A 20,311-nucleotide genomic window follows, 5' to 3' on the forward strand; every position below is an offset into this window, starting at 1 on the left:
TGGGTTGATCACCGTTTAGATCTATAGTTATCCACAGAAAAAAGTTTAAAGATCGGCAAATTCTGGGTAAAAAACTGTCTATTTTTTATTCAAAGCAGGTTGTTTTTCCAGTTTTCCAGCCATGTTTCTGCCGGATCCTCCGGTACTGGATCCTGTGAGACATCAATTTCGAGCCTTTCTCCGAGGCGGATCGCCCCCAGGGTTGCCAGCTGTTGATCAATCTTCCTGGCGGCTGCACAGAAGGTATCGTAATTGGAGTCACCCAAACCGATCACGGCATAGCGCAAAGCGGTGAGATCCGGTTTTTGGTTGAGCAGTTGTTCGGCGAAAGGCTGGAAATTGTCGGGATATTCACCTGCGCCGTGGGTAGAGCAGACCACCAGCCAGATATTATCGGGAGACAGCTGTCCGAGATCGGCCTGATTGGTGATATCCGTACTATGGCCTGCTTGTTCCAGCAGTTCGCTCAAGTGGTCGGCAACGTATTCGGCGCCGCCAAGGGTGCTGCCGGTAATGAAGGTGATGTGGCTCATGTACTCAAATCCGTGTAGATATTCACAAAGGGTTTATACACAGTATTGTACTGGGTTGGATGTAGGAGGGAAGCGCGATCTTGCTGGGGAGGGGATCTTTTATCGGCAGTTTATACACAGCCTGTCACGAGGATCCGAAACAGGCTGTTGAACTGATCGCGATCGGGGATCGGCTATTTTCCGATACAGAACGAGGTAAAGATCCGGCCGAGCAGATCATCGGAGGTAAACTCGCCGGTAATTTCACTCAGGTGCTGCTGAGCAAGGCGGAGTTCCTCGGCAAGGATTTCTCCGGCCATGAAGCCTTCCAGCTGCTCTTTGCCGGTGTCCAAGTTGTTGGCAGCGCGCTCCAGAGCGTCAAGGTGGCGGCGGCGGGCCATAAAGCCACCTTCGGTGGTGCCGGCAAAGCCCATGCACTCCTTGAGGTGTTCACGCAGCGGCTCAACGCCTTCACCGGTACGGGCCGAGAGGCGGATAAGGGTCGGGTTGTTGACGTGGCAAATCCCTGTACTCTCTCCGGTCAGCTCCACTTTGTTACGGATCACTGTTATGCCTAAGCCTTGCGGTAAACGCTCGACAAATTCCGGCCAAATCTCTGCCGGGTCGGTGGCGTCGGTGGTGGTACTGTCGACCATAAACAGCACGCGGTCGGCTTGCTGGATTTCTTCCCAGGCCCGCTCGATACCAATGCGCTCTACCTCGTCAGAGGCTTCACGCAAGCCGGCGGTATCGATGATATGCAAAGGCATGCCATCAATGTGAATATGCTCGCGCAGTACGTCACGGGTCGTGCCGGCAATATCGGTGACAATCGCGCTGTCCTTGCCGGAGAGGGCATTGAGCAGGCTTGATTTACCAGCGTTCGGACGGCCGGCAATCACCACCTTCATCCCTTCACGCATGATAGCGCCCTGGTTGGCTTCACGGCGCACAGCCTCTAAACGGCCGATAATGCCATTGAGATCGCCGGAGACCTTGCCGTCGGACAGGAAGTCGATTTCTTCTTCCGGGAAGTCAATCGCGGCTTCGACGTAGATGCGAAGGTGGATTAGGGCCTCAACTAATTCATTGACGCGGGCCGAGAAGGCTCCCTGCAGCGATTTGAAGGCACTTTTTGCTGCTTCCTCAGAGCTGGCATCAATCAGGTCGGCAATCGCCTCAGCTTGCGCCAGGTCGAGTTTGTCATTCATGAACGCACGTTCGGAGAATTCACCCGGGCGCGCGGCACGGATGCCATCGACTTCCAAGATGCGGCGGATCATCATATCCATCAGTACCGGTCCGCCATGGCCTTGAAGCTCAAGGACATCTTCACCGGTAAATGAGTTAGGGCCCTTGAAGAACAAAGCAATACCCTGATCCAATGCCGTACCATCTTCATTTTTGAACGATAGGTATTCGGCATAGCGCGGTTTGAGCTCACGGCCGGCAACGGCAAGGGTGACCTCTTTGGCTTTCGGGCCCGAGACGCGGATGATCCCGACGCCGCCACGGCCCGGAGGGGTGGCTTGGGCAACAATGGTATCTGTATGTTCAGTCATAATTTTGGCTTAGCTTGATAAATACGTTGCAATTGTAAACAGAGTAGTGGCGATTGCCCAGCAATGGCAAGCGCTTGGGATTGGGATAATAAAAAAGGCGGCCTGCAGGCCGCCTTTTTCTTAACTCAGGACTGCATTATTTGCTATGCAGGCCTTTCTTTTCCAGTGAACGGTAAATCAACGTCTGCTGGATAAGCGTTACGACGTTAGATACTAGCCAGTATAGGACTAGACCTGACGGGAAGAACAGGAAGAAGAAGGTGAACATCACCGGCATGAAGGTCATGATCTTCTGCTGCATCGGGTCAGTAACCGTCGTCGGGCTCATCTTCTGGATCATGAACATGGTCGCACCCATCAGGATCGGCAGGATGTAGTACGGGTCCTGTGCTGATAGGTCGTGAATCCAGCCAAAGAATGGCGTATGACGAAGCTCAACCGATTCCATCAGTGACCAGTAAAGCGCGATGAAGATAGGCATCTGTAGCAAGATTGGTAGACAGCCACCCAGCGGGTTCACTTTCTCTTTCTTGTACAGTTCCATCATTTCCTGGCTCATGCGCTGGCGGTCGTCGCCCAGACGCTCACGCATTGCTTGCAGTTTTGGCTGCAGCATACGCATTTTCGCCATGGAGGTGTACTGCGCTTTAGTCAGCGGGTACATCGCACCACGAACAATGAAAGTCAGGATAATGATTGCCAGACCCCAGTTAACCACGATGCCTTGGATGAACGACAGCAGGCTGTGAAGCGGGCTTGCAATAAACCATAGCCAGCCGTAGTCGACTGTCAGGTTCAGGTTTGCTGCCGTCGCAGCCATCTGGTCTTGCAGCTTAGGACCAACCCATAATGTTGCTGTTAGTGATTCCTCACTACCAGGTGCAACAGTGGTTGTTGGCATACGCACACCGATGTAGCCCTGACCATTGCCGGTGCGGGTGTACAGGTTGCTCGCTTCTTCCGCGCGTGGGATCCATGCAGTTACAAAGTAGTGCTGCATCATTGCCGCCCAGCCTTGATTCATATCCAGGTTCAAGTTCTTGTCCTGCATATCATCGAAGCTGTACTTCTTGTACTTCACGTTGTCAGCCGAGTATGCACCACCGCGGTAGGTTGGCATGGTCAGGCTACCACCATCATCCATCAGGTTCTGCTTCAGCTGGGCATACATTTGCACGCTGGCTGGCTGCGCTGATTGGTTGTTGATGCTGTATTCCACATCAACAGCATAGCTGTCACGCTTCAGGATGAAGGTTTTGGTGTAGCTGATGCCGTCTTGCTCGTAGGTCATCGGAACACGCAGTTCGTCCTGGCCATCTTCTAGCGTGAAGCTGTCAGCGGATACTTGTAGCTGGGCACGACCGGCTGCTGTATCGATACCCTGGGCACCGATCAAGCCTGATTGAGCCGTGTAGCTGTGGCCCTGTTCGTCTTTCAGGAGAACGAATGGGTCTTCAGATTCCAATTCGTTGTCGTAAGCCAGTAGTTTGGCTTCGATGATGTCACCACCAAGCGTATCGACAGTAAGCGCCAGTACATCTGTATTAATGGTGATTAGGTTGTTTGACGTGCTTTGGTCAGTGATAGTCTGGCCGTCAGCGGAATGCGAAGGCACATCACCACTGTTGTTGACTTGTTGCGCTACACCCTGCGGTTGCGGGTTGCTGTCAGTATTCCACTGTTGGAACAGTAGGAAAGAGACAAACAGTAGGGCAATTAACAGAATATTGCGTTGGGAATCCATCGTTAATTATCTCTGTCGTTATGCTTGGTTGGCGGAACGGGGTCATAACCACCGTCGGTTAAAGGATGACATCTTAATAGACGTTTCGCCGCGAACCAACCACCTTTTATCGCTCCATGCGTTTTTATCGCCTCTATAGCGTATTGGGAACATGTAGGGGTAAAGCGACAGCGGGGGCCAATAAGCGGACTTATTGCTAGTTGGTAAAAGCGGACTAGTCTGATGACTAGCCACGCGAAGGGCGAGACAGGCGATGCCATAATTTCTCTAGAAGCTTGAAAAGTTCTTCGTTGCTCAGCTCACTGGCACTCTTCTTGGCGATAACGACAAAATCCTTAGCTGGCAGATCGTGTTGCTTCAGGCGGAAACTCTCGCGCACAATACGTTTGAATTTGTTACGGCCAACGGCAGTTTTGATCTGTTTCTTCGGGACAGCCAAGCCAAGACGCGGATGGTCAAGGTTGTTATTGCGGGCAAGAATAGTTAAGTGGGGAGAGCCAGCACGATGAGCTTGCTGGAAGACTTTTTTGTAATGTTCGGGAGTTAACAGACGTAACTCCCGAGAGAAAGCGTTCTTACTCAAAATAATCTGATGATTACTTAGAAAGACGCTTACGGCCTTTAGCGCGACGAGCGTTGATTGTTGCGCGACCGTTCTTAGTAGCCATGCGTGCACGGAAACCGTGGCTACGCTTGCGCTTTAGAACTGATGGTTGAAAAGTGCGTTTCATGGGTTTTACCTTAAATTAACTGATCAGTTTTTAAGTTTGGTTAGAGTTTAGCGACTGTTTTCAGTCGTTGCCTCTAATCAAAGAGGCGGAATTGTAATCACTGACTCTTAAATAGTCAATAATTATGCCCGCAGAGAACTACGGGCGCTGAATTATACTTCCTATTTGCCAGAGTGCAAGGATCCTTAACGGATCCCAACTTGGCTCAGGAACTTCTTCAGCCTCGGATCTTGCGGGTTCCCGAAGATCTGATCCGGAGTGCCTTGTTCGACAAAGCCGCCATCGGCCATAAAGATCACCCGATCGGCCACTTCGCGGGCAAATTGCATTTCGTGAGTGACCACCAGCATGGTCTGGTGCCGGGTGGCCAGTTTCTGCATCAGGCTCAATACCTCACCGACCCACTCGGGATCCAGTGCCGATGTCGGCTCGTCAAACAGCAGCAGCTCGGCTTCGAGCGCCATTGCACGACCGATACCGACCCGTTGCTGCTGGCCGCCAGACAGGGCGGCAGGGTAATGATCGCCCTTGTCGCCAAGGCCGATGTCGTCAAGGATCTGCTGGGCCTTCTGGTGGGCTTCCTCTTTGTTCCAGCCCTTAACGGTGATAAGGCCTTCTGCGATATTTTGTCGTGCTGTCAGGTGAGCAAATAGGGCGTAATTCTGGAAGACAAAACCGGTCTTGCGACGCAGTGCCAGTACCTCTTTTTGGCCGGCCTGTTGGCTGTCGACCGAGACATCGCCCAAGGTCAGATGTCCTTCATCGGCGGTTTCAAGGAAATTGACACAGCGCAGCAGGGTTGATTTTCCGGTGCCCGATGGGCCGATCACCACCACGATTTCACCTTTGCTGATGGTTAAATCGAGCCCAGAAAAAATTGTCGCATCGCCAAAGCGCTTGGTCAGGTTTTCAATCTTAATCATCGTGTATAAGCCCTGTTGAGTTTGGCTTCTGCCCAGTTTTGTATCCGGGTCAAGACTAGAACGATACCCCAGTAGATAAGGGCAACGGCAAGGAATGCCTCGAAGAACTTGAAGCTGGAAGAGGCCTCCATTTGGGCCATAGCCATGATTTCAGCCACCCCAAGGGTGAAAGCCAGCGAAGTTGATTTGATCATGTCGATGAAATAGTTCATTAGCGATGGCAGGGCGACACGCGTGGCCTGTGGCAGGATGATCCGGCGCATGGCCTGTAGTTCGGTCATGCCAATTGACAGGCTGGCTTCGCGTTGGCTGCGGTCGATACCTAGGATGGCTGCACGGATACTCTCGGCCATGTAAGCGGCAAAATGCAGGCTCAGGCCGATGACGGCGGCGGTAAAGGCATCGAGACCCACAAAGACTGGCATCACTTGCGGCAGACCGTAGTAGAGCAGGAAGAGCTGTACCAGCAACGGTGTACCGCGGAAAAAGCTGATATAGAGCTGGCTGAGCTGATCGAGTACTGGAATGCGGTAAGTGCGTAGCAATGCCAGTACCAATGCGATGATCAGGGCGAACACTAAGCCCCAGAGTGCCATTCCCATTGTTGTGCCGAGGTATTTGAACAAGGTCGGCATGAGGGAGAGCATGTAGTCAAAATCAAAACCCATATGGTGTCTTCTTTTTTACTGTGGTTTTTCAGCGACAAAGACCCACCCGAGGGTGAGCCTTTTGTTATGAAGAATAGCAGGTGTTTTTAGTGGGTGATGTCGGCATCAAACCACTTGATGGAAATCTCGGCCAGGGTGCCGTCTTTGCGCATCGCTTCGAGGGCAATATTGACCTCGTCACGCAGCTTTTCGCCTTTGTCGCCTTGCACGAACGGCCAGGCATTCTCGATGATTTCGAACGGTTCACCGGCCAATTCCAGTGGCAGGTTGGCTTTTTTGATCAGCTCAAGCGACGACAGGCGGTCCATTACGAAGGCATCGGTACGGCCAAGGGCCACATCGTGCTCGATACCGGTATCGTAGGTCTTGATGTTGATGGTGCCCTCGGTATCCAGTTTGCGCAAGAGTTGCTCGTAGTTTGAGCCCAGGTTAACCCCGACAGTCTTGCCGGACAGATCGGCCGTGCCAGCGATGGTGTCATTGCCCTTGCGCACGACCAATTGTGCTCCATCGACCACGTAAGGGTGCGAGAACAGGTACTTGGCCTTGCGCTCATCGGTCATGGTGATCTGGTTGGAGATCGTGTCGATTCGACCTGTTTCCAGCAAACCGAACAAACCGGAGAAGTTAGCGGTAACAAATTCGACGCTGTAGTCATTGCGTTTGCCGATCTCGTTCCACAGATCGACCTCAAAGCCTTGTAGCTGATCTTGCTTAACAAAGGTAAAAGGGAAATAGCGTCCTGACATTCCTACTTTTACATCGGTGGCAGCCATCGCTGTGTGGCTAACCGATAACGTTAGGGCGATGGCAGTCAATGAAGTTGTTACCCAGCTTTTCATCCTGTTTACTCCTCAGGTTGCTGTGATGATGTTCTGTAGGAATTATCCTATCTGTTAATAATAGGTTTCTTTAAATAACTTGGAGTTATTTTAAATAACTTTTCGTAAGAGAGATAAATGGGCGTTGTTTATGGATTTGTGGGTAAGCAGGGGTAAAATTGTGGTGATCGCGAGTATAATTGTGCGATCCATGTGAATAAGTCAGATCTTATTCACTTGATCTGCGATCTCTTTGCTGGCGATCCTGAGCCAGCGGGTATAAAATTGCATCCCTTTTAGTGTTTAGTTATTCAGTGTGGAGTCGAGCTTGTCATCTTCGCTTTGGTTGCAGTGCCTTCAACGCCTTCAAGAGGAACTCCCTGCAACAGAATTCAGTATGTGGGTTCGACCGCTTCAAGCCGAGTTGAGCGACAATACGTTGACCTTGTTTGCGCCCAACCGCTTTGTGCTGGATTGGGTCCGCGATAAGTACCTCAACAACATCAACCGCCTGCTCAATGAGTTCTGCGGTAACGACGTGCCGATCCTGCGATTTGAGGTGGGTAGCCGGCGCGTTGTCGCGCCGTCGCCACAGCGCGTTTCACCTCCACCGACCCTGACACCGGTTCCGGCCACGGTTGTCGCGACGCCAGCACCGCCTGTTGTCGACGATACACCTTCGCGTACCTGGGAGCCTGCGCCGTCGCCAGTGCAGCCCGAGTCGCAGTCAGGCTACCGCTCCAACGTGAACCCTAAGCACAATTTCAACAACTTTGTTGAGGGTAAATCGAACCAGCTAGGCCTGGCAGCTTGTCGTCAGGTGGCCGATAACCCGGGGGCAGCGTACAACCCGCTGTTTCTCTATGGTGGAACCGGTTTGGGTAAAACCCACTTGCTGCATGCCGTTGGCAATGCCATTGCCGATCGCAAGCCCAATGCCAAAGTGGTGTACATGCACTCCGAGCGTTTTGTCCAGGATATGGTCAAGGCGTTGCAGAACAATGCCATCGAAGAGTTCAAGCGCTACTACCGCAGCGTCGACGCACTGCTGATCGATGATATCCAGTTCTTTGCCAACAAGGAGCGCTCGCAGGAAGAATTCTTCCACACCTTTAATGCGCTACTAGAAGGCAACCAGCAGATCATCCTGACGTCTGACCGTTACCCGCGTGAGATCAATGGGGTGGAGGATCGCCTCAAATCGCGATTTGGCTGGGGCCTGACGGTGGCTATCGAGCCGCCGGAGCTGGAAACCCGCGTCGCAATCCTGATGAAGAAGGCTGAGGATCACAATATCCGTTTGGCTGATGAAGTAGCGTTCTTCATTGCCAAACGTCTGCGCTCCAATGTCCGTGAGTTGGAAGGGGCCCTGAACCGGGTGATCGCCAATGCCAACTTTACCGGCCGTGCCATCACGATTGATTTTGTCCGTGAGGCGCTGCGAGATTTGCTGGCCTTGCAGGAAAAACTGGTCACGATCGATAATATTCAAAAGACCGTGGCTGAGTACTATAAGATTAAGATGGCTGATATGCTATCCAAGCGCCGCTCCCGCTCGGTGGCCCGTCCGCGCCAGATGGCGATGGCTCTGGCCAAAGAGTTGACCAACCACAGCTTGCCGGAGATCGGTGATGCTTTTGGTGGCCGGGATCATACAACGGTGCTGCACGCCTGCCGCAAGATTGAGCAGTTGCGTGAGGAAAGCCATGACATCAAAGAAGATTATTCTAACCTCATAAGAACATTGTCATCTTAATATGAAATTTACAGTTGCACGCGAACAGCTATTAAAACCCCTGCAGCAGGTCTCTGGTGCATTGGGTAGCCGCCCTTCATTGCCGATCCTCGGCAATATTCTGTTGGTCGTAGAGCAGGGTTGCCTGTCGATGACAGGTACTGACCTTGAAGTAGAGATGATTGCCAAGTTGGCGCTGGAAGGTGACGTTGAAGAAGGGGCTGTCACGGTCCCATCGCGCAAGTTCCTTGATATTTGCCGTGGCCTGCCAGACAGTGCCAATATTGCGGTCTCCCTTGAAGGTGATCGTGCCATCATTCGCTCTGGTCGTAGCCGCTATACGCTATCAGTACTGCCTGCGGCAGATTTTCCTAACATCGAAGATTGGCAGAGTGAAGTCGAAATTACGCTGCCCCAGGGGCAGATGCGCCAACTTATCGACAGCACCCAGTTTTCGATGGCCCATCAGGATGTCCGCTACTATCTGAACGGTATGCTGTTTGAAACCGATGGCCAGCAACTGCGTTCGGTTGCCACCGACGGCCACCGGATGGCGGTCTGTGCGGTCGCGACCCATGATGAGCTTCCAGCCAAGCAGATCATTGTCCCGCGTAAAGGGGTGATGGAACTGATGCGCCTGCTCGATAGCCCTGACGAAGAGATCCGCCTGCAAATTGGTCATTCCAATATCCGTGCCGAAGTGAATAATTATATCTTCACGTCCAAGCTGGTTGATGGTCGCTTCCCTGATTACCGCCGCGTGATGCCACAGAACAGCAACAAGGTAGTCGAAGCGAGCTGTGACGAATTGCGCAAGGCTTTCTCCCGTGCCGCTATCTTGTCAAATGAAAAGTTCCGTGGCGTGAGAGTGAACCTTTCTCCGGGTGAGATGCGCATTACTGCCAATAACCCTGAACAGGAAGAAGCCGAAGAGTTTTTGGATGTTGACTACCAAGGTGAAGCACTCGAAATTGGTTTCAACGTCAGCTATGTGCTTGATGTGCTTAACACTCTTAAGTGCGAACAAGTACGCTGGTCGCTGACCGACGCCAATGCCAGTGCCTTGCTGGAAGACAGTGCCAACGGCGAAGCCATGTACGTGGTGATGCCAATTAGGCTGTAGGGTCATGTCGCTAACACGCCTGATCGTTAAAGATTTTCGAAACATTGAAGCCTGTGACTTATTGTTGTCGCCAGGCTTCAATTTTCTTGTCGGGGCCAATGGCAGCGGCAAGACCAGTGTTTTGGAAGCGATCCATTACCTTGGCCATGGCCGTTCGTTCCGCAGCCACCTGACGGGCAGGGTGATCCGCCATGAGCAGCAACAGCTGTTTGTCCATGGCCGGTTGCAATCCTCTTCAGCTATCGAACTACCTGTTGGTATCAACAAGAAGCGTGATGGCACCACCGAGCTAAAAATTGGTGGTGAAGGGAGCCAAAAGTTAGCCCAATTGGCCCAACTGCTGCCTTTGCAATTGATCACGCCTGAAGGCTTTGACTTATTGATTGGGGGACCGAAGTTCCGCCGCGCCTTTATTGATTGGGGCGTGTTTCACGTGGAACCGCAGTTCTACCATGCTTGGATGCGGGTAAAACGGTTAACCAAACAACGTAATGCCTTGCTCAAAACCGCTCGGCATTATCGTGAATTGAGCTACTGGGATCAGGAGCTCAGTGTGTTGGCTGAACAGATTTCGCAATGGCGCCACGACTATCTCGAGGCCGTAAAGCGAAAAGCCAAAGAGATCTGCGAAATCTTTTTGCCGGAATTTGATATCCAACTCGGGTACTACCGGGGTTGGGAAAAAGACACCCCCTATGCTGAGCTACTTCAGCGTAATTTCGAACGGGATAGCCAGCTGGGCTACACTGCCAGCGGACCGCACAAAGCGGATTTGCGGGTAAAGGTGGCCGGCACCCCAGTAGAAGATGTACTTTCCCGTGGTCAGCTAAAGCTGATGATGTGTGCTTTGCGCCTAGCGCAAGGATTGCACCTGACCGAAGCTACGGGTAAGCAATGTATATATTTAATTGATGATTTTGCTTCCGAGCTGGATAGCCATCGTCGGGCACTGTTGGCGCAGCGGTTGAAAGAGACCGGGGCGCAAGTCTTTATCAGTGCTATCAGCATTGACCAAATATCGGAAATGCATGATGAAAATGGTAAGATGTTTCATGTGGAACACGGTAAAATAACCGCAGGATAATTTAAGCGAGAGTAACTCAATGTCCAACAACTACGATTCATCAAGTATCAAGGTACTTAAGGGCCTTGATGCGGTACGTAAGCGCCCAGGGATGTATATTGGCGATACCGATGACGGTACAGGCTTGCACCACATGGTATTTGAGGTAGTCGATAACTCTATCGATGAAGCTCTTGCTGGCCACTGTGAAGATATCATTGTCACTATCCATGAAGATGGCTCTGTGTCTGTGAGTGATGATGGTCGTGGTATCCCGACTGAATTGCACCCTGAAGAAGGCGTGTCGGCAGCGGAAGTTATCATGACGGTACTTCACGCTGGCGGTAAGTTCGATGACAACTCCTACAAGGTATCCGGTGGTCTGCACGGGGTAGGTGTGTCAGTGGTGAACGCCCTGTCTGAAAAAGTGGAACTGACGATTAACCGCGGTGGCTCTGTACACCAGCAGATTTACCGTCATGGCGAGCCTGAAGCGCCTCTGGGTGTGATTGCTGATACCGATAAAACCGGTACCCGCATCCGTTTCTGGCCGAGTGCTGAAACTTTCACTAACATCGAATTCCACTATGAAATTCTGGCCAAGCGTCTACGTGAGCTGTCGTTCCTGAACTCCGGTGTGTCTATCCGATTGATCGACGAGCGTGAAGAAGACAAGCAAGATCACTTCATGTATGAAGGTGGTATTCGTGCTTTCGTTGAGCACTTGAACCGCAACAAAACGCCTATCCACCCGAAAGTCTTCCACTTCGATTTTACCCGTGAAGACGGTATCGGGGTAGAAGTGGCAATGCAGTGGAACGATGGCTTCCAGGAAAATATTTACTGTTTCACCAACAACATCCCGCAGCGTGATGGTGGTACCCACCTGGCTGGTTTCCGTGGTGCGTTGACCCGTACTCTGAATAACTTCATGGATAAAGAAGGCTATTCGAAGAAGGCCAAGACAGCGACGTCGGGTGATGATGCTCGTGAAGGTCTGACGGCGGTTGTATCGGTGAAAGTGCCGGATCCTAAATTCTCGAGCCAGACTAAAGATAAGCTGGTATCGAGTGAAGTTAAGCCAGCGGTTGAATCAACCATGGGTGAGAAGCTGAGTGAATTCCTTCTGGAAAACCCATCGGATGCCAAGACCGTTTGTTCTAAGATTATCGATGCTTCTCGTGCCCGTGAAGCGGCGCGTAAAGCGCGTGAAATGACTCGCCGTAAAGGCGCGTTAGATCTTGCCGGCCTACCGGGTAAGCTAGCCGATTGTCAGGAAAAAGATCCAGCCCTCTCTGAACTTTACATAGTGGAGGGTGACTCTGCAGGCGGTAGTGCCAAGCAGGGTCGTAACCGTAAGAACCAGGCTATCTTGCCGTTGAAGGGTAAGATCCTGAACGTTGAGAAAGCACGCTTTGACAAGATGCTGTCTTCTCAGGAAGTGGCAACGCTTATCACGGCAATGGGCTGTGGTATCGGCCGTGACGAATACAACCCGGACAAACTGCGTTACCACAACATCATCATCATGACCGATGCCGATGTCGATGGTTCCCACATCCGTACGCTACTGCTGACATTCTTCTACCGTCAAATGCCAGAGCTTATCGAGCGTGGTCATATCTATATTGCTCAGCCACCACTGTACAAAGTGAAGAAGGGCAAACAAGAGCAGTACATCCAGGATGACGAGGACATGGGTCAGTACCAGGTTGCCTTGGCACTGGATAATGCTGCATTGTTTACCTCTGAAGGTGCGCCTGCAATTTCGGGTGAAGCACTGGAAACGCTGGTTAAGCAGTTCAATGGCGCGACCAAGCTGGTGGAGCGCATGAGCCGCCGTTACCCGACACTATTGCTGAATGAATTTATCTACCAGCCACGTTTGTCTGCCGACAAACTAAGCACTGAAAGTGATGTGGAAGGTTGGGTGAACGCGCTGGTTGTGGCACTGAATGCTAAGCAGTCTGGTGAGAGCCAGTACAGCTTCGAGGTTGTGCATGATGAGGAAAACGGTCTATGGCTACCGAAAGTCATTGTCCGTACCCACGGTGTTGAACATGAATACCTGCTAAGTGCAGATCTGCTTAACTCGAAAGAGTACGGCAAGCTAGCGGATCTATCTGAAGCGTTGTTTGAGCTGTTGGAAGATTCTGCCTATGTGCAGCGCGGAGAACGCAAGCAGCCGGTTACCAGCTTCAAAGAAGCACTGGATTGGTTGATCAAAGAGTCACGCCGTGGCCTTTCTCTACAGCGATACAAAGGTTTGGGTGAGATGAACCCAGAGCAGTTGTGGGAAACAACGATGGATCCAGAAACCCGTCGCATGATGCAGGTAAATATCAACGATGCTGTTGCAGCCGATGAATTGTTTACCACCTTGATGGGTGATCACGTTGAACCGCGTCGTAACTTCATTGAAGCTAACGCGCTGAATGCAAACCTGGATATCTAATTTTTAATATCCACGTGCTCAGTCAAGACTGAAAACGCCGCACATTCGTGCGGCGTTTTTTTTGGATCCTTGATCGTGATGTTATTGCGTCATGGCTGCGACTCCTCGTGAACCTAAGGTAAGCGGGGAGGATAAGGCGAGCGGAGTAGGAGAGCGGAGTAGGAGAGCGGAGTAGGAGAGCGGAGTAGGAGAGCGGGCCAAGATATGGGAAGTGGCATAGGGAAGGAAATTTTTTTTGTTAAAGGGGTTGGAATGACATTTTGTCGCCCCTATATCTATTAGTGAAGCGCAAGGTGCCACAGGTTGGGCCTGCAACCGGCTTGTCCGCAGTAGGAAAGTCACTTCAACAATTATTCGTTAATTCTATTGCTTCTAAAGAAGGATAAACACTATGCGAAACCTAGATTTCACTCCTCTATACCGTTCTGCTATCGGCTTTGATCGTCTGTTCAACCAGATGGAAAAATCAGCTTCTAATGCCAATGCTGGCTACCCTCCGTATAACATAGAGCAACAAGACGAGAACCATTACCGCATTACTATGGCAGTGGCCGGCTTCGCCGATGAGCACCTGGATATCACCCAGCAGCAAAACAAACTGATTGTCCGTGGTACTCGCGAAACCAGTGGCGAGACTGAACGCCAATACCTATACCAAGGTATTGCTGAGCGTGACTTCGAGCGTAAATTCCAATTGGCCGACTACGTAAAAGTGGTGGGAGCCGAAATGGAAAATGGTCTGCTTCATATTGATCTCGAGCGTGAGATCCCTGAAGAGCAGAAGCCACGTAAGATTGCGATTAACGGTAGTCGCCTGCTAGAAGGCGAGTGATTAGGATTGCTCCTGATTAACCGATAGAGGTGTGAAAGGTCAGCCAGAGTGCTGGCCTTTTTTGTATCTTTTGCCTATGTTCAGTTGCCTTAGCATTGAGGCGTCTACGTTTTCCAGTAAAGCCAGCCCGCCTGGTTGCCTGTTTCACGTGAAACCTCGTTTGGGATGTCGGGCTGTTATCTCACTATTATATATCGCCATAGTAACCAAGGTTACTGCATCGGTGCTGGCCCTAAGCTCCAGCTGCCGTATTTTTTAAGCTGGTGGATTTTAGTTGGCGTGCTGTAATGCGAGCGAGGACCTGTTCGAACGGGGTAAGGGTTGATAGCTGAGCTGAGATCTCGCCTGTTGATGACGGTTGGATAAACGAAACAGGCTACCTTCAGTAGCCTGTTTTGTGTGAGCGTTACTAATAGGGTGTAGGGTGAGGCTAAGCCAATTATTGGTGTTGGTAAGCCTTTTCCACTTCCTCGGCAATGATCTCGATACCCCTTCGCATTACGTCATCTTCCTGGACGTAGTTCATGCGCAGACATTCGTGGCCGTGCTGCCAGTCTTCATCCAGACCGATGAAGAAGTACTCGCCGGGAACAATGAGCACACCGCGTGCTTTTAGGCGACGGTATAACTCCAGGGTACTGATCGGCAAATCCTTGAACCACAGCCACAGGAACATAGCGCCTTCGGGTTTGTGGATCCTGAATCTTGGATCAGTAATGGCCTGTTGTAGCATTTCCACGGCATGCTTTGATTTACGCAGGTAGAACGGCTTTATGACGTCTTCGCTCAAACGCATCAAATCGTTTTGTTCAATCATCTTGTAGCCAAGGGCAGGGCCAACGCTGCCTGGCGCCAGGCTTAGCACCCCGTTCATATTAGCAATGGCCGTGGCAATTTCTTCCTTGGCGACCACGATGCCACAACGCACACCGGGCAACCCGAGTTTGGACAGGCTCATGCACAAGATCGTGTTGTCATTCCAAAGAGGGGTAACATCTTCAAAAATGATATCTGGAAATGGCATGCCATAGGCGTTATCGATGATCAGTGGGATAGCATGCTCGCGAGCGAGCTGATCAAGGTGCTGGATTTCTTCATCGGTCAGGACGTTGCCGGTCGGATTTGTTGGGCGTGAGGCACAGATAGCCCCAATGCTGTCATCGACCACCAAATGGTTGAAGTCAACATGGTACTTGAACAGGCCGTTATCAAGTAGGCTGATTTCCGGTTTGTACGAAATAAACATATCGTCACTTAGGCCGGAGTCACCATAACCGATGTATTCTGGTGCCAGTGGCAATAGGATTTTCTTCTTCCTGCCGTTTTTGAATTTACCTGCCAGTAGGTTAAACAGGTTGAAGAAGGCACTTTGGCTTCCGTTAGTCAGGGCAATATTTTTGGCGCTGATATCCCAGCCGTAGCGTGAGCTAAGTAACTTGGCAAGGGCGTTGATGAAGACATTCTTGCCTTGTGGGCCGTCGTAATTGGTCAACGCCTGGGTAAGCTCTCCTGTGGTGGCCATCTGGCTGCAGAGCTGGTTGAAGTACTCTACCATTTCAGGGATCTGGGCTGGGTTACCACCGCCGAGCATGATGGCATCAGGGTTGCGTAATCCGTCGTTCAAATCATCCATTAGCTGGGTGATACCTGAGTAGCGGGCGAACTTGTCACCAAATGTAGAAAACTCCATCTTTACGTCTGACCTCGGTGTGCTGTGTTTATCTTATTCGATATGGTTATGGTTATGGTTTATGTTGTGCTGTTCGTCAACATACCTTAACAAAGCCGTTTGTTAAACCCTTTGTACTACCTGATTTTCCTACCAGAGTGTTGCCCTTATTTTCGCTGCGGTTCCAATTAACTTATAAAGTGTAGTGGGAGTTAGAAGGGATACGTGATCGCCTCACTGTTCCACGTGAAACAGACAACTTTTCGTTTGGCGCTATGTTTTTTGGTGAATGTTTCACGTGAAACAGCGAATGGGCAGCAGTGGAAAGGTGTGGTGATACCCACGCGGCGTAGAGGATAACGTGAAGGGCGGCGGAGGGGCACTTGAATGACAGGCAAAAAAAACCCCAGTATAAACTGGGGCTTCAATGTCGTTGCTGGCGAATACGCTATTACTTTTGCAGTAGCGAGATATCAGCAACTTTTAGGAACTCGTTACGAAGCAGGTTAAGCATCGTTAGACGGTTCACCTTCAACTGCTCATCATCAGCCATAACCATAACGTTATCGAAGAAGGCATCAACGGCTTCACGTAGGGTGGCTAGTTCAGACAGTGCCTGTTGGTAATCGCCGTTCGCGAAGACTGGAGATAGGGAAGCCAGCATGGTTTCCACGTTTTCAGCCAATGCTTTTTCTGCATCTTCAACCAATAGGTCACGGTTGATTTCTGCCGAAAGCTCACCGTCGAATTTCGCCAAGATATTACCGACACGCTTGTTTGCTGCTGCCAGTGATTCTGCGGCATCTAGCGAGCGGAAGTGGCTCACGGCCTTAACACGCTTGTCGAAGTCAGCTGGCAGGGTTGGGCGGCGTGCCAGTACTGCTTGGATAACATCAACACTGTGGCCTTCGTCTTGGTACCAAGCACGGAAACGGCCAAGCATGAAGTCGATAACTTCTGCTTCAACGTTGTGGTTGGTTAGCTTGTCAGCCAGTAGTTCACGCGCTTTGCCAATCAGGTTCACAAGGTCAAGGTTGTAACCTTTCTCTACGATGATACGCAGGATACCCAATGCGGCACGACGAAGGGCGAACGGGTCACTACCTTTTGGCGCCTGACCGATTCCGAAGATACCGACTAGGGTATCTAGCTTATCAGCCATTGCAACGGCTGCGGATACATCGCTGCTTGGTAGGTCGTCACCCGCAAAGCGAGGCATGTACTGTTCATTTAGTGCAACAGCCACTTCTTCAGCTTCACCGTCGTGGCGTGCATAGTGCATGCCCATCACACCCTGGGTGTCGGTAAACTCGAATACCATAGAGGTCATCAAGTCACACTTGGACAGTAGGCCTGCACGTTCGGCATGCTCGACATCACCGCCGATTTGCTGGGCAATGTAACCAGCCAGTGCGGTAATGCGGTCTGTCTTGTCACGCAGTGAGCCAAGTTGCTTCTGGAACAATACACCGTCAAGTTCAGACAGGCGTTCGATCAACGGACGCTTACGGTCCGTGTTGAAGAAGAACTCCGCATCCGCCAGGCGAGGACGAACCACTTTTTCGTTACCGCTGATGATCTGGCTCGGATCTTTCGAGATGATGTTCGACACGAAGATGAACTTAGGAACGAGGTTGCCTTCAGCATCGTAAACCGGGAAGTACTTCTGGTCACCTTTCATGGTGTAAACAAGCGCTTCAGAAGGTACGTTTAGGAAGTCTTCTTCGAACGATGCAGTCAGTACTACAGGCCATTCAACGAGGGACGTGACCTCTTCAACCAGTTCGTCTTCAAGATCTGCAATACCACCGACTTCTGCTGCTGCTTGCTTGGCGCCAGCTAGAATGATTGCTTTACGTGCTTCGTAATCAGCCATCACCATACCACGCTCTTCAAGAAGAGCTGGGTATTGGTCAGCATTGTCGATAGTAAACTCTGCTTCACCCATAAAGCGGTGACCGCGGATTACGCGTGCAGACTCAACACCCAGAATCGTGCCAGGGATCAGATCTTCACCCAATAGCATGGTGAGTGTTTTTACCGGACGGATGAACTGGGTTTCTTTGTCACCCCAGCGCATTGGCTTGGGAATAGGTAGCTTGGATAGTGCTGAAGCTGCAAGTTCACAAAGCAGTTCTTGTGCAGGTTTGCCTTTGACTTCTTGTTTGTATAGCAGCCATTCGCCCTTGTCGGTTTTCAGACGTTCAGCCTGTTCAACGCTGATCCCGTTACCACGAGCCCAGCCTTGGGCTGCTTTGGTTGGATTACCTTCGGCGTCAAAAGCGGCAGCAACAGCAGGGCCGCGCTTTTCTACGACTTTATCAGGCTGGCCTTCAGCAAGTGCCGTCACTTTCAGTGCCAGACGGCGAGGGGCTGCAAACCATTTTACGCCCTGATGGGCTAGAGCTGCAGCTGAAAGCTCAGCTTCGAAATTGTCAGCAAACGCTTCGGCAAGGGTACGCAGGGCCTTTGGTGGTAGCTCTTCAGTACCAAGTTCAATCAGGAAATTCTTATCGCTCATGCCGTATCCTTACTTGTTTGTTTTACACATAGGGAAACCTAGGGCTTCACGAGATGCGTAGTAAGCTTCTGCAACCTGCTTAGTCAGGTTACGGATTCGCAGGATGTAGCGCTGGCGTTCGGTAACCGAAATGGCTTTACGCGCATCAAGTAAGTTGAAGGCATGGCCGGCTTTCAGGATTCGCTCGTACGCTGGAAGCGACAGTGGCGTTTCAAGCTCAAGCAGCTCCTTACACTCTTTTTCGCATTGATCGAAGAAGGTGAATAGGAAGTCGACATCAGCATGTTCGAAGTTGTATGTAGACTGTTCCACCTCGTTCTGGTGGAAGATGTCACCGTAGGTTACTTTACCTAGCGGGCCGTCGGTCCAAACCAAATCGTACACAGAGTCAACGCCCTGGATGTACATCGCCAAACGCTCGATACCGTAAGTGATCTCACCGGTAACAGGCTTACACTCAAGGCCACCAACTTGCTGGAAGTAAGTAAATTGAGTTACTTCCATTCCGTTCAGCCACACTTCCCAGCCAAGACCCCAGGCACCCAATGTTGGGTTTTCCCAGTTATCTTCTACAAAGCGGATATCGTGAACTTTGGTGTCGATGCCCAGCGCTTCCAGCGAGCCTAGGTATAGCTCCTGGATGTTGTCCGGCGATGGCTTGATGATCACCTGGAACTGGTAGTAGTGCTGAAGGCGGTTTGGGTTTTCGCCGTAACGACCGTCGGTAGGACGGCGAGATGGCTGTACATACGCCGCTGCAATTGGTTCTGGACCCAGAGCACGAAGACATGTCATTGGGTGAGAGGTACCTGCACCTACTTCCATGTCCAGAGGTTGCACAATAGTACAACCTTGTTGGCCCCAGTAATCCTGCAGCGCGAGGATCATGCCCTGAAAGGTTTTAATATCGTATTTCTGCATTGTCAGCTTCGCGTGATTAATGGATTGAGAGATTTTTAGTAACTATCCAGTATACCTCGGCAGCCCTTAAGCGAGTAGGGCTAGTGCATATTTTTTGGTCATCTTTGTTTAATTTGCTTAAATTAATAGGCCTGATTTGATAGGGCAAACGGATTTTTGACATTGTTCTGATATCTGCTGCTGGCAGACAGATACAATGCTGGCGCCAATGAAATAGCTTTGAGCTACAAAGAAGTTGCACACAATTACATCGGCACATAGCCGAGAAGACTAAAGGTAAACAATATGGATTTGACTAATCGCGCTAAGTCTAGCAAGTGGATGCGTAACCTGGTGTTTGCCACGGCAACTGCTGTGGTGGCGACTGGGTGTTCAACGACTAACCCGTATACCGGTGAAGAGCAAACAGCGAAAGCGACCAGTGGTTCTCTCATTGGTGCTGTTGCAGGCGCGGCGATCGGCGTGGCCTCTTCTAGCAAGAGCGACCGCGGAAAGGGTGCCTTGATCGGTGCGGCTTCTGGTGCTGCACTGGGTGGAGGGATCGGTTACTACATGGATGTGCAGGAAGCTGAGTTGCGGAAGCAACTGCAATCTACTGGGATCAGTGTGACCCGTGATGGCGACAATATTATTCTCAATATGCCGAACACCATCACCTTTGGTTTTGATGACACCGCGCTCAGTGGTCAGGCCAAGAAGGCGCTCTCCAATGTTGCGCTCGTTGCCAAAGAATATGATGAAACCATGCTGAATGTGTACGGTTTTACCGATAGCACCGGTGCGGCTTCTTATAACCTACGTCTGTCGCAAGTGCGTGCCAGCGAAGTCAGTAATGAGCTATTACGCGGTGGTGTTGCCAACAACCGCATTGTGACCAAGGGGATGGGTGAGTCCCACCCGATTGCGTCAAACGATAATGAGCAGGGCCGTGCACAGAACCGCCGTGTCGAAATCGTCCTATCGCCGCAAGGGTAATTCAACCAGACACCTTGTTGGTTAAAAGGAGCCCATGCGGCTCCTTTTTTGTACCT

At 51.1% G+C, this 20,311-nt stretch carries 18 protein-coding genes; 6 read left to right on the forward strand and 12 right to left on the reverse strand.

The window, feature by feature from the left end; genetic code table 11:
• Positions 1-89 precede the first annotated feature (89 nt).
• The 9 genes from mioC to L4D79_RS28520 all read right to left on the reverse strand — a co-directional run bounded on the left by mioC (position 90) and on the right by L4D79_RS28520 (position 6,982).
• Complete coding sequence (mioC, locus tag L4D79_RS28480) at positions 90-533, reverse strand: FMN-binding protein MioC (RefSeq protein ID WP_428656979.1); 444 nt, start codon at positions 531-533, stop codon at positions 90-92.
• Between the two features lie 173 nt (positions 534-706).
• Positions 707-2,074, reverse strand: a complete 1,368-nt coding sequence (gene mnmE, locus L4D79_RS28485) for a tRNA uridine-5-carboxymethylaminomethyl(34) synthesis GTPase MnmE (protein ID WP_428656982.1) — start codon at positions 2,072-2,074, stop codon at positions 707-709.
• A 136-nt stretch (positions 2,075-2,210) separates the two neighbouring features.
• Positions 2,211-3,818 carry a membrane protein insertase YidC gene (yidC, locus tag L4D79_RS28490; RefSeq protein WP_428656985.1) on the reverse strand — a complete coding sequence of 536 codons (1,608 nt, stop codon included), beginning with the start codon at positions 3,816-3,818 and terminating at the stop codon, positions 2,211-2,213.
• Positions 3,819-3,820: 2 nt separating this feature from the next.
• Positions 3,821-4,078 (reverse strand): membrane protein insertion efficiency factor YidD, encoded by a 258-nt coding sequence (yidD, locus tag L4D79_RS28495; protein WP_107351526.1) that lies wholly within the window; start codon positions 4,076-4,078, stop codon positions 3,821-3,823.
• Complete coding sequence (rnpA, locus tag L4D79_RS28500; RefSeq protein WP_428656988.1) at positions 4,045-4,401, reverse strand: ribonuclease P protein component; 357 nt, start codon at positions 4,399-4,401, stop codon at positions 4,045-4,047. Before rnpA ends, yidD begins: the two co-directional genes overlap by 34 nt.
• A 13-nt stretch (positions 4,402-4,414) precedes the next feature.
• Positions 4,415-4,549, reverse strand: a complete 135-nt coding sequence (rpmH, locus tag L4D79_RS28505; RefSeq protein ID WP_006233350.1) for a 50S ribosomal protein L34 — start codon at positions 4,547-4,549, stop codon at positions 4,415-4,417.
• A 185-nt stretch (positions 4,550-4,734) separates the two neighbouring features.
• Positions 4,735-5,472 carry an amino acid ABC transporter ATP-binding protein gene (locus tag L4D79_RS28510; protein WP_428656991.1) on the reverse strand — a complete coding sequence of 246 codons (738 nt, stop codon included), beginning with the start codon at positions 5,470-5,472 and terminating at the stop codon, positions 4,735-4,737.
• Positions 5,469-6,140: an amino acid ABC transporter permease gene (locus L4D79_RS28515; RefSeq protein ID WP_428656993.1), complete on the reverse strand. Its 672-nt coding sequence runs from the start codon at positions 6,138-6,140 to the stop codon at positions 5,469-5,471. Before L4D79_RS28515 ends, L4D79_RS28510 begins: the two co-directional genes overlap by 4 nt.
• An 86-nt stretch (positions 6,141-6,226) precedes the next feature.
• On the reverse strand, positions 6,227-6,982 hold the full coding sequence (locus tag L4D79_RS28520; protein WP_428656995.1) for an amino acid ABC transporter substrate-binding protein: 756 nt from the start codon (positions 6,980-6,982) through the stop codon (positions 6,227-6,229).
• 307 nt (positions 6,983-7,289) lie between these two features.
• On the opposite strand from L4D79_RS28520, the gene dnaA reads away from it, so the two are divergent.
• The 5 genes from dnaA (at position 7,290) to ibpA (ending at position 14,169) form a co-directional block, all read left to right on the forward strand.
• A complete protein-coding gene (gene dnaA, locus L4D79_RS28525; protein WP_428656997.1) occupies positions 7,290-8,717 on the forward strand; it encodes a chromosomal replication initiator protein DnaA in 1,428 nt (475 codons plus the stop codon).
• Between the two features lies 1 nt (position 8,718).
• On the forward strand, positions 8,719-9,819 hold the full coding sequence (gene dnaN / locus L4D79_RS28530; protein WP_428657000.1) for a DNA polymerase III subunit beta: 1,101 nt from the start codon (positions 8,719-8,721) through the stop codon (positions 9,817-9,819).
• A 4-nt stretch (positions 9,820-9,823) separates the two neighbouring features.
• Positions 9,824-10,903, forward strand: a complete 1,080-nt coding sequence (gene recF, locus L4D79_RS28535; protein WP_428657003.1) for a DNA replication/repair protein RecF — start codon at positions 9,824-9,826, stop codon at positions 10,901-10,903.
• A 19-nt stretch (positions 10,904-10,922) separates the two neighbouring features.
• The gene (gyrB, locus tag L4D79_RS28540; RefSeq protein ID WP_428657006.1) at positions 10,923-13,337 is read left to right on the forward strand and encodes a DNA topoisomerase (ATP-hydrolyzing) subunit B; all 2,415 of its coding nucleotides are present in this window, start codon (positions 10,923-10,925) and stop codon (positions 13,335-13,337) included.
• Positions 13,338-13,728: 391 nt separating this feature from the next.
• Positions 13,729-14,169: a small heat shock chaperone IbpA gene (gene ibpA / locus L4D79_RS28545; RefSeq protein ID WP_428657009.1), complete on the forward strand. Its 441-nt coding sequence runs from the start codon at positions 13,729-13,731 to the stop codon at positions 14,167-14,169.
• 439 nt (positions 14,170-14,608) lie between these two features.
• Here ibpA and L4D79_RS28550 read toward each other — a convergent pair whose 3' ends face one another.
• From L4D79_RS28550 to glyQ, 3 genes are all read right to left on the reverse strand, one after another.
• Entirely contained in the window at positions 14,609-15,859 is a 1,251-nt protein-coding gene (locus tag L4D79_RS28550; RefSeq protein ID WP_428657011.1) for a valine--pyruvate transaminase, read from the reverse strand.
• A 430-nt stretch (positions 15,860-16,289) separates the two neighbouring features.
• Positions 16,290-18,359, reverse strand: a complete 2,070-nt coding sequence (gene glyS / locus L4D79_RS28555) for a glycine--tRNA ligase subunit beta (RefSeq protein ID WP_428657014.1) — start codon at positions 18,357-18,359, stop codon at positions 16,290-16,292.
• A gap of 9 nt (positions 18,360-18,368) precedes the next feature.
• Positions 18,369-19,280 carry a glycine--tRNA ligase subunit alpha gene (gene glyQ / locus L4D79_RS28560; protein ID WP_107351538.1) on the reverse strand — a complete coding sequence of 304 codons (912 nt, stop codon included), beginning with the start codon at positions 19,278-19,280 and terminating at the stop codon, positions 18,369-18,371.
• A 285-nt stretch (positions 19,281-19,565) separates the two neighbouring features.
• Here glyQ and L4D79_RS28565 point away from each other — a divergent pair, with 285 nt between their 5' ends.
• Positions 19,566-20,255, forward strand: coding sequence for a YiaD family glycine zipper/OmpA-like lipoprotein (locus tag L4D79_RS28565; protein WP_428657016.1), 690 nt, complete (start codon positions 19,566-19,568; stop codon positions 20,253-20,255).
• The last annotated feature ends 56 nt before the right edge of the window (positions 20,256-20,311 follow it).

The sequence above is a fragment of the Photobacterium satsumensis genome, assembly GCF_050336935.1.
Classification (GTDB): domain Bacteria; phylum Pseudomonadota; class Gammaproteobacteria; order Enterobacterales; family Vibrionaceae; genus Photobacterium; species Photobacterium satsumensis.

Excerpts from the sequence above, each read along its gene's own strand:
- mioC (WP_428656979.1), bottom strand. The coding sequence starts at position 533 with ATGAGCCACATCACCTTCATTACCGGCAGCACCCTTGGCGGCGCCGAA.
- mnmE (WP_428656982.1), bottom strand. The coding sequence starts at position 2,074 with ATGACTGAACATACAGATACCATTGTTGCCCAAGCCACCCCTCCGGGC.
- yidC (WP_428656985.1), bottom strand. The coding sequence starts at position 3,818 with ATGGATTCCCAACGCAATATTCTGTTAATTGCCCTACTGTTTGTCTCT.
- yidD (WP_107351526.1), bottom strand. The coding sequence starts at position 4,078 with ATGGCATCGCCTGTCTCGCCCTTCGCGTGGCTAGTCATCAGACTAGTC.
- rpmH (WP_006233350.1), bottom strand. The coding sequence starts at position 4,549 with ATGAAACGCACTTTTCAACCATCAGTTCTAAAGCGCAAGCGTAGCCAC.
- L4D79_RS28510 (WP_428656991.1), bottom strand. The coding sequence starts at position 5,472 with ATGATTAAGATTGAAAACCTGACCAAGCGCTTTGGCGATGCGACAATT.
- L4D79_RS28515 (WP_428656993.1), bottom strand. The coding sequence starts at position 6,140 with ATGGGTTTTGATTTTGACTACATGCTCTCCCTCATGCCGACCTTGTTC.
- L4D79_RS28520 (WP_428656995.1), bottom strand. The coding sequence starts at position 6,982 with ATGAAAAGCTGGGTAACAACTTCATTGACTGCCATCGCCCTAACGTTA.
- dnaN (WP_428657000.1), top strand. The coding sequence starts at position 8,719 with ATGAAATTTACAGTTGCACGCGAACAGCTATTAAAACCCCTGCAGCAG.
- recF (WP_428657003.1), top strand. The coding sequence starts at position 9,824 with ATGTCGCTAACACGCCTGATCGTTAAAGATTTTCGAAACATTGAAGCC.
- gyrB (WP_428657006.1), top strand. The coding sequence starts at position 10,923 with ATGTCCAACAACTACGATTCATCAAGTATCAAGGTACTTAAGGGCCTT.
- ibpA (WP_428657009.1), top strand. The coding sequence starts at position 13,729 with ATGCGAAACCTAGATTTCACTCCTCTATACCGTTCTGCTATCGGCTTT.
- L4D79_RS28550 (WP_428657011.1), bottom strand. The coding sequence starts at position 15,859 with ATGGAGTTTTCTACATTTGGTGACAAGTTCGCCCGCTACTCAGGTATC.
- glyS (WP_428657014.1), bottom strand. The coding sequence starts at position 18,359 with ATGAGCGATAAGAATTTCCTGATTGAACTTGGTACTGAAGAGCTACCA.
- glyQ (WP_107351538.1), bottom strand. The coding sequence starts at position 19,280 with ATGCAGAAATACGATATTAAAACCTTTCAGGGCATGATCCTCGCGCTG.
- L4D79_RS28565 (WP_428657016.1), top strand. The coding sequence starts at position 19,566 with ATGGATTTGACTAATCGCGCTAAGTCTAGCAAGTGGATGCGTAACCTG.